Origin of the sequence: Burkholderia sp. USMB20 (assembly GCF_000949135.2) — a bacterium.
Lineage (GTDB): Bacteria > Pseudomonadota > Gammaproteobacteria > Burkholderiales > Burkholderiaceae > Burkholderia.
Genome location: NZ_JTAN02000006.1, coordinates 1 through 13,331 on the forward strand (window position 1 = coordinate 1; position 13,331 = coordinate 13,331).

Below are 13,331 nucleotides of genomic sequence, written 5' to 3' on the forward strand. Positions count from 1 at the left end.
CCAGCTCGATCAGCTCGCTGTCCACGTCGACCTCGACGGGTATCAGCTCGCTGTCGACCGGCCTCAGCTCGACCGATAGCTCGGTCGCTTCGCTGTCGACGTCCACGTCGACCGGCTTGTCGTCGGCAACCAGCTCGATCAGCTCGCTGTCCACGTCGACCTCGACGGGTATCAGCTCGCTGTCGACCGGCCTGAGCTCGACCGATAGCTCAGTGGCTTCGCTGTCGACCTCCACGTCGACCGGCCTGTCCTCGGCAACCAGCTCGATCAGCTCGCTGTCCACGTCGACCTCGACGGGTATCAGCTCGCTGTCGACCGGCCTCAGCTCGACCGATAGCTCGGTCGCCTCGCTGTCGACCTCCACGTCGACCGGCCTCTCGTCGGCAACCAGCTCGATCAGCTCGCTCTCGACCTCGACTTCGACGGGCATCAACTCGTTGTCCACGGGCCTGAGTTCGACCGATAGCACCGTGGCATCGCTGTCGACTTCGACATCGACCGGCCTCTCCTCGGCAACCAGCTCGATCAGCTCGCTGTCGACTTCGACCTCGACGGGCCTGTCGTCCGCGACCAGCTCGATCGGCTCGCTGTCCACCAGCCTCAGCTCGACCAACAGCTCGCTGACGTCGTTGTCCACGTCGACCGCAAGCAGCGTCACGTCGCTGTCCACGGGTCTGAGCTCGACCGACAGCTCGGTCGCCTCGCTGTCGACTTCGACCTCGACCGGCCTCTCGTCGGCGACCAGCTCGATCAGCTCGCTGTCCACCTCGACCTCGACCGGCCTGTCGTCGGCAACCAGCTCGATCAACTCGTTGTCCACGTCGACCTCGACCGGTCTCTCGACGGCCACCAGCACGATCCTGTCGCTGTCCACGTCGACCTCGACGGGTCTCTCGACGGCCACCAGCTCGATCACGTCGCTGTCCACCTCGACCTCGACCGCGATCGAAGCCGCGAAGACGCACTACTACAGCGTCAACGACAACGGCACGCAGCAAGGCAACTACGCCAACGACGGCGCGACGGGCGTCAACTCGCTGGCAGCCGGCGTGAACGCCAGCGCGGCAGGCGCCAGCAGCGTGGCAGTCGGCGACGGTTCGAACGCGCAGACGGCAGGCGCGGTCGCCATCGGCCAGAACGCTTCGGCCACCGGCGGCAAGGCGGTGTCGATCGGCTCCGGCAACACCGCGAGCGGCGACGGCGCGGTCGCGATCGGCGACCCGAGCATCGCGACGGGCACCGGCGCAGTCGCGCTGGGCGCGAACGACACGGCGACCGGCACCGGCGCAGTGGCACTCGGCAACGCGAACACGGCAACCGGCAACAGCGCGCTCGCCCTCGGCAGCGCAAACCAGGCCACCGCGGACAACACGATCGCGCTCGGCAATCAGGCGACGGCCAGCGCGATCGGCGCCCAGGCCTACGGCTCGAACGCGAAGGCCACGGCAACCGACGCCCTCGCCTTCGGCACGAACGCGCAGGCCAATGTCGCCAACTCGATCGCGATGGGCGCGAACTCGACCACGGGCAACGCCGTCGGCGTGTCGAGCGTCACGGTCGGCGGCGTCACGTACCCGGTCTACGGCACCTCGCCAGTGGGCGTCTTCAGCGTCGGCGCACCCGGTGCGGAACGCCAGATCACGAACGTCGCGGCAGGCCAGGTATCGGCCACCAGCACGGACGCGATCAACGGCAGCCAGCTCAACGCGACGAATCAGGCCGTCAACAGCCTGTCCACGTCGACCGCGTCGAACATCGCGTCGCTGTCGACCGGCATCGGTTCGCTGTCCACGGGCCTCAGCTCGACGAACAGCAATCTCACGTCGTTGTCCACGTCGACCTCGACGGCGATCAACTCGCTGTCGACGGGCCTCAGCTCGACGAACAGCAACCTCACGTCGTTGTCGACGTCGACCTCGACCGGCATCGGCTCGCTGTCGACCGGCCTGAGCACGACGAACAGCACGGTGGCTTCGCTGTCGACCGGCGTGACGAACCTCGGCGATCAGGTGAACCAGTTGTCGACCACGATCAACAACAACACGACGCGTGCGACGAACAACACCGCCATCGCGGCCGACATGAACGGCACCGGTACCGACCGGCCGACCGTCACCGCCGGCTCGAACTCGGTGGCGATCGGCGCGAATTCGAACGACGGCGGTCGCTCGAACGTGGTGTCGGTCGGCAGCGACACGCAGCAGCGCCAGATCACGAACGTCGCGCCGGGTACGCAAGGCACCGACGCGGTGAACGTGAACCAGCTGACGCAGGTGCAGACGACGCTGTCGACCGCCTTGTCCGGCCAGCAAGGGCAGATCAACGCGCTGGGTTCGCAACTGCAGCAGACCGACCAGATGGCGAAGCAGGGTATCGCGGCCGTCGGCGCGATGGCGTCGATCCCGCAGCTCGATCGCGACGCCAACTTCGGGATGGGTATCGGCACGTCGACCTTCCTCGGCCAGAAGGCGATGGCGGTCAACATGCAGGCGCGCATCACGGAGAACCTGAAGGCGTCGATCAACGGCGGCTTCAGCGGCGGTCAGAAGGTGATCGGCGCCGGCATGCTGTACCAGTGGAAGTAACCCGTCGCGCCGCCACGCCGCCGGCTCGCGAGCCGGCGGCGCCAGGGGGCCCCGACGGCAGGACGAGCCCGCCGCGCAACGCGCGGCGGGCTTCAGTCAACCCAAGTATTGAGGACGTAACCGTGAACAAACTCGCTCTTGCGCTCGCGCTTTCCGCGCTGGCCCTCGCCGCGTGCTCGACCGCATCCGGCCCGACCTTCAGCGCCTCCGAACTGCAGCCGCGCGACGGCGTGCGCACCTTCCAGGTGGACTGCCACGGCCTGCTGTCGGGTCCGCAGACCTGCATGAAGGCCGCCCGCAAGATCTGCGGCGACCAGCCGGTGCGCGTCGTCGATTCCGCCCGCGCGCTGCGCGACAAATCCGATCCCGCGACGCTGGTGTTCCAGTGCGGCGCCGCGCCGGCCCAAGCTGCGTCGGCGGCCGAGCCGGCCCCCGCGCCCGCCGCGGTCGAACACGTCAACCTCGCGGGCGACGCGCTGTTCGCGACGGGCCTGGCCACGCTCACGCCGGCCGCGCGCGCGTCGCTCGACAAGCTGCTGAACGAACGCGAAGACCGCACGTACACGCAGGTGACGGTCACCGGCCATACGGATTCGGTCGGCAACGACGCCGCCAATCTCGCGCTGTCGAAGCGCCGCGCGGAAACCGTCGCAAGCTACCTGAAGGCACACGGACTGAAAGCGCAGGCCGTGTCGGTCACGGGCCGCGGCAGTGCCGATCCGGTCGCGTCCAACGCGACGGACGAAGGCCGCGCGAGCAACCGCCGCGTCGAGATCTCGCTGCAGCGCTGAGCAGCCGGCCGTCGCGGCCCCGGCGCACCCCGCGCCCGCACGCGACGGCCTTGACCGGCAACGCGCAGCCGCCCCGCCGGCCACCCCGCCCGACCGCACCGACCCCGCTTCGCCGGGGCCCCGGCTCCCGCGCGGGCGGCTATGTCAAAGTTCGTCAGGCCCCCTCCACAAGACGGCGCCTTCCGTGCCACAATCGCCGCAGACAGCTGCCGAGGCGTTCCGCCCGCGTCGCGCGCCGTGACCCGCCCGACGACACACCGGAATCCGGCGGCCGCCCCGCGATCCGCGCCGCTCGACTCATATTCCGGCGCGCGCCGGCGCGAACACAACCACGACAATCCACGGCGCGCCGTTTCGCGGCCACGGCCGAACGCACGACGCCGCAGAGGAAACCAACCGGTGACGGACATCAATCAAGCCGCCTCGGGCGGCACCCGCAAGCAACGGCCGGCCGTCGGCATCTCGCTGTTTGCGCGGGACGGCCAGGCGATCTGGGAAAACGGCATTCACCAGAACATCGCGTTCCTCGCGATGATGCTCAAGCGCTCCGATCGCGTCGGCCCCGTCTATTTCCTGAACGGCGGCGACGCCAACGCGTTTCCGGCCGGGCTCGATCTCGACGGCCTCGACGTGCCGCTCGTGAAGCCTTCCGACGTCACGCACGACCTCGACGTCGTGATCGAGATGGGCGCGCAATTGCCGCTCGAATGGCGCAGGCACATGAAGGCGCTCGGCAAGAAACTCGTCGCCTTCTTCTGCGGACACGTCTACGCCGGCCTGGGTGAAACACCGATCTTCGGCAAGCCGTCGGGGCACATCTTCAACGACACGCCGTTCGACGAAGTATGGCTGCTGCCGCAGTACGAGAAGACCGGCGCACCGATGCTGCAAACCCTGTTGCGCGCGCCGGTGCACCTGATGCCGCATATCTGGTCGCCGTACTTCCTCGATCGCCGCATCGCCGCGCTGGCGAGCGAAGGCCTGACGTTCGGCTATCGGCCCGGCCGTCGCCCGTGGAATCTCGCCACGCTCGAGCCGAACATCTCGGTCGTGAAGTCCTGCCACTACCCGATGCTCGCGTGCGACGAGCTCTACCGCGCACATCCGGACGCCGTGCAGCATCTGTTCGTCGTCAACTCGATGCACATGAAGGCCCATCCGACCTTCTTGCACTTCGCGAACAGCCTCGACCTCGTGCGCCAGCACAAGGCGACGTTCGAGCCGCGCATCGACCTGCCGGGCTTCATGGCGCGCCACGCGGACGCCGTCGTGTCCCATCACTGGGAAAACGCGCAGAACTATCTGTACTACGACGTGCTGTACGGCGGTTATCCGCTGATCCACAACTCGACGCTGATCGGCGACGCCGGCTACTACTACCCGGACTTCGATTCCGCCGCGGGCGGCCGCGTGCTGCTCGATGCCTGGCTGCATCACGACGAGCAGCTCGACGACTACCGCGCGAAAGCCGACCGGCTGCTGCGGTCGGTCTCGATCGACAACCCCGCGAACCTCGACGCGTTCGTCTCGCGTCTGGTCGCCTGAACCGGAGAATACGCATGTCGGACTCCAATGCCCGTCAAGCGCCCGGCGAGGGCAAGCGTCTCGTCGTCGGCGTGTCGCTGTTCGTGCGCGGCGCCGGCCAGTCGCTGTGGGAAAACGGCATCTTCCAGAACTGCCTGCTGCTGATCCTGCTGCTGCGCCAGTCGCCGCTCGTCGCTGAAGCCGTGATGGTGAACGGCGGCGAACAGCTCGCGGATCCGCAGATGATGCTCGGCGAATGGGACGTGCCGCTGCTGTCGATGGACGAAGCGCTCGAGCGCTGCGACGTGCTGATCGAAATGAGCGCGCAGTTCGGCGCCGACTACCTGCGCGCGTTCCGCGACCGCGGCGGCAAGATCGTCACGATGCGGGTCGGCAACGACTACGTGATCGACATCGAACGCGCGATGTTCGACAAGCCGTCGGGCTTCCTGTTCTCGGGCGCGCCGTACGACGCGGTCTGGACGATTCCGGAATTCGAGCGCTCGTGCCTGCACTATTACCAGACGGGCCTGCGTGCGCCGGTGACGATCGTCCCGCACATCTGGCATCCGATGCTGTTCGACAAGGCACGCGCGACGCTCGGCGCCGGTTTGTCGTTCGGCTATCAGCCCGGCAAGCCGCGCTGGCGCGTGACGATGTTCGAGCCGAACATCTGCATGGTGAAGACGAGCATCATCCCGATGCTGGTGACCGAGGAAGCGTATCGCGCGAAGCCCGATTTCGTCGAATTCGTGCGCGTGTGCAATACGCTGCACCTGAAGGAACATACGACGTTCGTTCATTTCGCGAAGAGTCTCGACATCGTGAACCACGGGATCACGACGTTCGAAAGCCGCTACGCGGTGTACGAGTTCATGGCCGCCTACGGCGACGCGGTGGTGTCGCACACGTGGGAAAACGCGCAGAACTACCTGTACTACGAACTGCTGTACGGCGACTATCCGCTGATCCACAACTCGCCGTTCCTCGGCAAGGCCGGGTATTTCTATCCGGACTTCGACTGCCAGGCCGGCGGCCGCGCGCTGCTGCGGGCATTTGCCGAACACGACGCGAATCTCGATGCATACCGCGAGCAATCGAAGCACGTGCTCGACTCGGTCAGCATCTACAACCCCGACAACGTCGCCGCGTATTCCGACGCGATCGCGTCGCTCTATCGCGACGCTTGACGCGCCACCTTCTCCGGACTCCGACATGAACGCACACCCGCCTCTCTCCCGCACGAAATGGCTGATCGGCTGCGCCGTCGCCTCGATCGCGATCGGCGCACACGCGCAATCCGGCGACGAATCGGCGGACGCGCTGCTGCGCGATGCAGATGCAGTCTTCAAACAGCTCGACGCCGGTCAGTACGGCGCGGTGTGGACCGGCTCCGCCGGGTTCGTGAAGGCGCGCATCAAGCAGGACCAGTTCGCGGCGGACATGCAGCGCGCGCGCCAGTCGGTCGGCATGGTCAGCCATCGCGGCTGGGCGCAGATCACGCGGATTCGCTACACGAATTCATCGTCGATGCCCGACGGGCTTTATGCGAATGTCGACTATGCGACGACGCTCACGACCGGGACGACCGTATACGAAAAGCTGAGCTTTCGCCTCGACGACGACGGCCTCTGGCACCTGACCGGCTACGTGCCGCGCCAGTCGCAGAACTACACGCCTTGAACCGCGCACCGTCCGCCCGGAGCCGCCGATGAAAATCAATGTCGCGATTACGATGAACGTGCAGCGCGACGCGACGCAGTCGATCTGGTACAACGGCGCGAACCAGCATTGCGTGTACCTGTACATGCTGCTGAAACGCTCGCCGCTGATCGGCGAAGTGTGGCTCGCGCACGACGACGGCATCACCGACTACCCGCAGGCGCTGATGATGGACGCGTTCGGCGACGCGCTGCGGCCGTTGTCGGCGATCGTCCACCAGACCGACCTGCTGATCGAGATGAACGCGTTCGTCGACCCGTCGCACACGGACGCGGTGCGCCGGCGCGGCGGCAAGTGCGTGTCGTACCGCTTCGGCAACGACTACGTGATCGCGGTCGAGACGATCAACTTCGAGAAGAACAACTGGCGGCCGAACCCGAACCGCGTGCAGTTCGACGAGATCTGGACCAACCCGCAGCACATGCACACGTGCGCGGCCTACTTCCAGGCCGTATATCGCGCGCCGGTGATCGAGCTGCCGCACATCTGGTCGCCGTACTTCATCGAACGCAGCCTCGACGCCGACCCCGAGCTGAAGGCGCGCTTCGGCTACCGCAACCACGGTCCGGCCAAGCGCATCGCGTTCTTCGAGCCGAACCTGAACGTCGTGAAGAGTTCGATCGTGCCGATGCTGGCCGCGAACGCGTGCTATGTCGAGCATCCGGAGCTCGTCGAACACGTGTACATGACCAACACGTTCGACAAGAAGGAAAACGTCGCCTTCAAGCATCTCGCGCTCGGGCTCGAGATGGTGCGCGACGGCAAGGCGACGGCCGACGTGCGCGCGCCGTTCGTCGCGTGGGCCGCGCATCACACCGACATCGTCGTGTCGCACCATTGGGAAAACGGCCTGAACTACCTGCTGTACGACGCGCTGTACGGCAACTATCCGCTCGTGCACAACTCGCCGTTCCTGCGCGACGTCGGCTATTACTACCCGGACTTCGAGATCTTCGACGCGGCACGCGCGATCGCGACCGCCGCGCAGACGCACGACGCGCGGCTCGACGACTACGCGGCAGCGGCCCGCCGCTGCCTGCAGCAGGTCGACACGCTCGCCGACCACAACGTCCGCGCGTATTCCGGGCAGATCCAGCGCCTGTTCGCCGGGCGCGCGCTCGGCTGACCGCGCCCGTTCGCCCTCCGTTCATGAAGCACACCGTCCGCCACTTCGTCGTGATCGATTCGATCCACGGCCCGTTCGTCATCGACCGGCACAGCACGCGGCAGGCCGACGCGCTGCTCGAGACCGGCCGGCCGCACAACCAGGGCGAGCTCGACACGATCATGCAGGTGATCGACCAGTTGCCCGACGGCGCGCTCGCGGTGGACGGCGGGGCCAATGCGGGACTCGTCTGCGTGCCGATCGCGCAGCGCTTGCGCGATCGCGGCGGCCACGTCCATGCGTTCGAGCCGCGGCGCACGCTGTTCCATGCGCTCGGCGGCACCGTCGCGCTCAACCAGCTCGACAACCTTCATCTGCTGAACATGGGGCTCGCGAGCCGCAACGGCACGATGACGGTGCCCGACGCAGACGGCGGGCACCCCGCCGGCGCCGAACCGGCCGCACGCGTCGACGCGCACGCGGCCGACGGCACGCCCGCCCCGACCGTCAGGCTCGATTCGCTCGGCCTGCCGCGCCTCGATTTCCTGAAGCTCGACATCGACGGGATGGAGATCGACGCGCTGCACGGCGCGCGCCTGCTGATCGAAACGCATCTGCCGTGGTGCTGGATCGCCTGCCGGAACGCGGATGACGCACGCGTCATCGATACGTTCGCCGGCCTCGATTACACGTTCTACCGGTTCGACGGGCCGAATCTGTTGTGCGTGCCGAACCCGCGCTGGGACCGGCAACGCCTGTTCATCTCGGGCGAGCCCGTCGGCCGCGTATCCGCCCGCGCAAACGATGACGCGAATGCCGCCGTGTCAGCCGAGACCGACGACGCGCCCGAAACGCACTGGAACCGCGCGCTCGACCACGAATCCCGCTGCGAATGGGGCCACGCGATCGCCCGCTGGCTGTGCGCGCGCGGCCGGGGCCTCGACGACGATGCGATCGCGTTCCAGCTCGCGTCGTGCTACGGCTTCGCCGGCGCGCCCGATGCCGGGCTCGCGGCACTCGAACGCATCGGCGAACCGGCCGCGCTGCCCGACGCGCTGCGCGGGCGCGTCGAACTCGCGCGCTCGGCGCTGCTGCTGCGTGCCGGCCGACGCGACGAAGCCGCGCGCGCGACCATCGCCAGCGAGAACGTGCTCACGGCCGCACGGTTCGGGCTGCCGACGGAACGGCTCTACGACGGCCAGCCGCTGCACGGCAAGCGGCTGCTCGTGATCAGCTACGGCGGGGTCGGCGACCAGCTCCAGTACGCGCGCTACCTGCATGCGCTCGACGCGCTCGACGGCGTGGCGGTGACGGTCATCGTCCCCGCCGCGCTGGCCGACCTGATGCGCCATACGTTCCCGCGCATCGAAGTCGTCGCCGCACACGGCGCGTGGGTCGACACGTCGCAGATCGCTCACGACTACTGGTGTTCGTTCCTGGTGCTGGCCGCGCAGTTCGGCTACGCGCCGGCACCGGCCGGTGCGCCGGCCGCCTACCTGTCGTGCCCGCCCGAACGGGCGGCGGCATGGCGCGAACGCGTCGCGCGCGATGGCAGCGCACCGGGCACGCGCCGCATCGGCCTCAACTGGCGCGGCCGCGACGAAAGCGATGCGCGCTTCCTGCGCGCGGCCAGCCTGCGCGACCTCGCGCCGCTCGCGCGGCTGCGCGGCCATGCCGCGTACTGCATCAACCGCGACATCGCCGCGCAGTCCGAGCCGTCGGATCTGCCGGTCACGTTCCCGCATCACGCGATCGGCGATTTCAGCGATCTGGCCGCACTGATGCTCGCGATGGACGCCGTGGTCACCACCTGCACCGCGCACATCCACCTGGCCGGCGCGCTAGGTGTGCCGGCCGTCCTGCTGCTGAGCCCGAAAGCCGATGCACGCTGGGAAACCGGCTCGCGTACCGCGCTGTACCCGGGCATCCGGATCGTGCGCGCCGCGCATCCGGGCCGCTGGGACGATGCGGTCGACCGCGCGCTGGCGCTCGTCCTGGGTGGCTTCGGGAAGGACTGACGAGCGACCTTGCCGCGCGACGCAAGCGGTAGTACTCCTGAGGAGCGTGACGAGAACCTGACGAGGACGTGATGCACGAACCGGCGTCAAGCCGGCACGCGCTGCCCGCGTCGCTCGGCGAACGCACGGCCATGCCGCCGGCCGATGCGCGCAAGCCTCGCGAAACAACGTGCCGCCGCGGGGCCGACATCGCCGGCCTGTTGCGCCAGGCTGCCCGATACGCCGCACGCGATCGCCGAATCGTCGCCGCAAGCGCCCGCGAACACACCGGCGAAATAGTGTCGCGCCGCGCGCTCGCGACCGTCGGCATCGAGCGGTTTCATCCGGTGAATGTGTTGCGAGACGTTCTTCAGGCCGTGGAGAAACGGCATGACGTCGACCGGTGAAGCGGTCGCGTCAATCGCATCGGCGCCGAGTTGCTCCAGCATCTCGGCCAGTTCGGCGATCGCGACGAGCTCGCGCGCATCGGCCGCCTGCGTGCCCGTTCCGTGCCCGGCCTTCTTCGTCGCCGCCATGCCCACGCCCCTATTCAATTCTTCGTTGTCCGATGCCGGCGCGCCACGCCCGCGCCGCGGCGTCATGCGGCGGCCGGTGACCGCCATGTAAAGCGGATGCCCTGCGCCCATGAGACGCCGGAATCCAGGATGATCTGCCGGTCGATCTCGTTCTCCACGCCTTCGACGACGACGTGCCGCGCGCTTTCGTGCGCGAACGCGATCAGCCGGCGAAACTGGTAGCGCCCGATCGCGTTGCGCTTGATCAGCGACAGGACCGACCTGTCGAGCTTCACGATGTCGGGGTTGCCGACCACCAGGTTGTTCAGCGCGCTGAAGCCGACGCCGAAATCGTCGATCGCGACGCGGCACCCGGCCTGGCGAAACCGGTTCACGAACGACCGGCCCGCGACGGGGTTCAGCGGCCCCGTCTCGGTGATTTCGACGACCAGCCGCGCCGCGACCGACGGCTCGCGCTCGAGCCGCCTGAACAGGGCGAGCCACGCGTCGTCCACGACCGCGCTCGTCGCCGTGACGTTGCAGCCGTACACGGCCTTCGGATCGGCGCGCAGCGCGTCGATCGTCCGGCCCACCACGAGCCGGTCGAACCAGCGCATCAGCCCGAGCGATTCGAGGCGCGGCAGGAACGCGAGCGGCGGCAAGACATCGCGCGCGCCCCAGCGCAGCCGCGCGAGGCATTCGTGATACAGCACGCCGCCCGACAAATCGGCGCGGCAAACCGGCTCTCGCGCGAATCCGAGCCGGCTTTCGACGAAACTGCGTACCGACGCAAGGTCGGGGTGATCGTCAGGCGCGCCGAATACGAGATCGATCTCGTCCCGATTCGCTACGCTGTTCGCCTCCAGGCGAGGTTCGACCGCATTCATCCGGCGCTCCGGCAATTGTCGGACCGCCGATGACGGCCCGCGCTCTCGATACATGTGGCGCGAGCCGACCACGACGCGCACCACCGCCTACCCGGCCCAACCTCTTTTTCGATCTTTTTCGGGAGCGTACTTTTTATTCCGGCGTGCCGTCAAATCAGATATTGTCAATGATATTCAAACACCGAAAATACACCACACGCGCACGTCGACAACAGTGCGACAGGTTACACAAAAACGTCGGCGATACTCCGATCGATACTGGTTATTTGCCCCACCCGAACATCTTCGGGTGAATCGATTTATCGCAAGACCCGTTTCAAAAATCGGATGTTTGAAATATCATATGACAAATGCGCGCCAGCGAAACGCTACCCGGACCCGACGGCCGGATTCCTCGCAGCCGCTGGCAAACCGTGCAGCCATTGCGTTGCGACGACGCATTCGGTCTCCACAGAATTCAATTTTGCCGTTTCAAACGATATTGAAAATATTTGAATGATAATCCGGCTGACTTGAACTACAATAATTAAGTCAAATTATACGGCAACCATCGATCGAAAGATATTTAACAATCTTTCCGACTAGTTAACCTATAAAATTATTTTTGACGGACTTCCCTCGGAGCCGTCAAATTCGTGCCTTCAAAAACCGTCGAATCTCCCCGGTTCGGCGGTTTCTTTTTTAACGGCTCATTTCTTCAGACATTAACCCGGGACAATCCGGTTGACGGCAGGCGGCGAAATCGAGCCGACCGCCTCGATCGCGCAAATCGCGATCGAATGCGCCCGCAGGCAGCGGCGCGTGCCGCGTCGTGCAGCCTTATGCCGCCGTCGCGCCGATCAGGTTCGCGAGCAGCGCGTCGTAGTCGGCGACGAGCGCGGGGTTCGCCGACGTATAGCGGCGCAGGATCTCGCGCTGCCGCCGCGCATACCCTTGCCAGTCGTCGTCGTGCGTATGCAGCACGTGCAGCAGCGCCTCGGTGCCCTTCTGCACGTCGTTGCCAGGATAGTAGTAGCCGAGGTCCGGCACGAGGCTCGCGTTGTGCACGAGCGGATAACCCTGCCAGCACACGTCGAAATAGAAATAGTTGAGCGGGTTCGCCCATTGATGCGACACGACGATGTCGGTCATGTCGGCCAGGAACAACGGCGTGTCGAAACGCCCGACGAAGCTCGCCTTGCCCGCGCGCACGATGTCCAGGTAGTTCATCAGCGTCACGAACTCGGGGCTGTTGTGCGCGAGGCGATCGGCGTTCGTCACGTGCGTGAAGCAGATCGCGTCGGGATCGCGGCGATACGCCTCGTCGATGATCAGCATCGGATACATGCAGAACTTCACGACGTTGTGGTTCGGCTCCATCACCGTCAGCCGCTTGCCCGGTTCGGTGCGCGGCCGGTATTCGCCACGCTCCGGCAGCGATTGCGCACGCGCCTCCAGACACATCGGGTCCCACACGAACGGCACGACGCGCCCCGGGCAACGGCGCAGCGACTGCAGGAACGGCAGCGACGACTCCGCGATCTGCGGAATGGCCCACAATTCGTCGTAGCCGCGGTTGATGAACAGCGAATCCCACATGCGGCGGCCGAACAGTATCGATTCCATCGAGGTGATGTATTCGAAGCCGCAGCAGTAGCTGACGATCTTCGCGCCGCGCGCCTTCAGGTAGGCCGTCTGCTCGCCGTCGATCTGACCGCCCAGCTCGATCACCACGTCGAGCGCATCCTTCATGTCGGCGAACGCGCGCGTGTCGTATACGCGGCGATCCCAAGGCAGCGCGTCGGTAAGCGCCACGTCGGTCGTGTTGACCAGCGTCACGCGATACCCATGCGGCGACGCCATCAACAACTTCGCGAGAAACAACGCGTTCTGCTTGATGCCGTTGATCCACAGGCTTTCGTCGGGGGCGCGCAGGCCGATCGTGATACCGATGCGCAGGCCGTTCAGGGCAGGAGACTTCATCTCGTCGGCGGGGTGGATGATTGAATGGATGCAGTGTAGCTCACGGCAATGGCCGCGTGAGCAATCCGCCAGTCTAGCGGAGCGCCGGCCGCCAGACTGTCAGGCATGGTCATACGCGATGCGGCCGAGAGCCGTCGTCCGCACCGTGCGGGCCTGGCCATGCACGCCATCGCCGACGGCCGGATGCGAAATGCGACGAGGCCGGCGCCGCGCCGCGAGGCGCCACGCCGGCCCCTGCGCGGC

General features: G+C 66.6%; 10 protein-coding genes. 7 read left to right on the forward strand and 3 right to left on the reverse strand.

Going from position 1 to position 13,331, the window contains the following annotated elements; translation table 11 throughout:
- The 7 genes from PL79_RS09975 to PL79_RS10005 all read left to right on the forward strand — a co-directional run.
- On the forward strand, positions 1 to 2,585 hold a 2,585-nt coding region (locus PL79_RS09975; protein WP_193759832.1), incomplete at its 5' end, for a YadA family autotransporter adhesin.
- Between the two features lie 122 nt (positions 2,586 to 2,707).
- Entirely contained in the window at positions 2,708 to 3,376 is a 669-nt protein-coding gene (locus tag PL79_RS09980) for an OmpA family protein (RefSeq protein ID WP_044847398.1), read from the forward strand.
- Between the two features lie 399 nt (positions 3,377 to 3,775).
- Entirely contained in the window at positions 3,776 to 4,921 is a 1,146-nt protein-coding gene (locus PL79_RS09985; RefSeq protein WP_044847399.1) for a DUF2827 domain-containing protein, read from the forward strand.
- Positions 4,922 to 4,935: 14 nt separating this feature from the next.
- Positions 4,936 to 6,090 carry a DUF2827 domain-containing protein gene (locus tag PL79_RS09990; RefSeq protein WP_044847400.1) on the forward strand — a complete coding sequence of 385 codons (1,155 nt, stop codon included), beginning with the start codon at positions 4,936 to 4,938 and terminating at the stop codon, positions 6,088 to 6,090.
- 25 nt (positions 6,091 to 6,115) lie between these two features.
- Entirely contained in the window at positions 6,116 to 6,583 is a 468-nt protein-coding gene (locus PL79_RS09995) for a DUF4019 domain-containing protein (protein WP_044847401.1), read from the forward strand.
- A gap of 28 nt (positions 6,584 to 6,611) precedes the next feature.
- Positions 6,612 to 7,748 (forward strand): DUF2827 family protein, encoded by a 1,137-nt coding sequence (locus PL79_RS10000; protein WP_044847402.1) that lies wholly within the window; start codon positions 6,612 to 6,614, stop codon positions 7,746 to 7,748.
- A gap of 23 nt (positions 7,749 to 7,771) precedes the next feature.
- On the forward strand, positions 7,772 to 9,745 hold the full coding sequence (locus tag PL79_RS10005; protein ID WP_044847403.1) for an FkbM family methyltransferase: 1,974 nt from the start codon (positions 7,772 to 7,774) through the stop codon (positions 9,743 to 9,745).
- A gap of 86 nt (positions 9,746 to 9,831) precedes the next feature.
- On the opposite strand, the gene PL79_RS10010 is transcribed toward PL79_RS10005, so the two are convergent.
- The 3 genes from PL79_RS10010 to PL79_RS10020 form a co-directional block, all read right to left on the reverse strand.
- The gene (locus PL79_RS10010; protein WP_044847435.1) at positions 9,832 to 10,260 is read right to left on the reverse strand and encodes a hypothetical protein; all 429 of its coding nucleotides are present in this window, start codon (positions 10,258 to 10,260) and stop codon (positions 9,832 to 9,834) included.
- Positions 10,261 to 10,322: 62 nt separating this feature from the next.
- A complete protein-coding gene (locus PL79_RS10015; RefSeq protein WP_044847404.1) occupies positions 10,323 to 11,126 on the reverse strand; it encodes an EAL domain-containing protein in 804 nt (267 codons plus the stop codon).
- 819 nt (positions 11,127 to 11,945) lie between these two features.
- On the reverse strand, positions 11,946 to 13,088 hold the full coding sequence (locus PL79_RS10020) for a DUF2827 domain-containing protein (protein ID WP_044847405.1): 1,143 nt from the start codon (positions 13,086 to 13,088) through the stop codon (positions 11,946 to 11,948).
- Between the last annotated feature and the right edge of the window lie 243 nt (positions 13,089 to 13,331).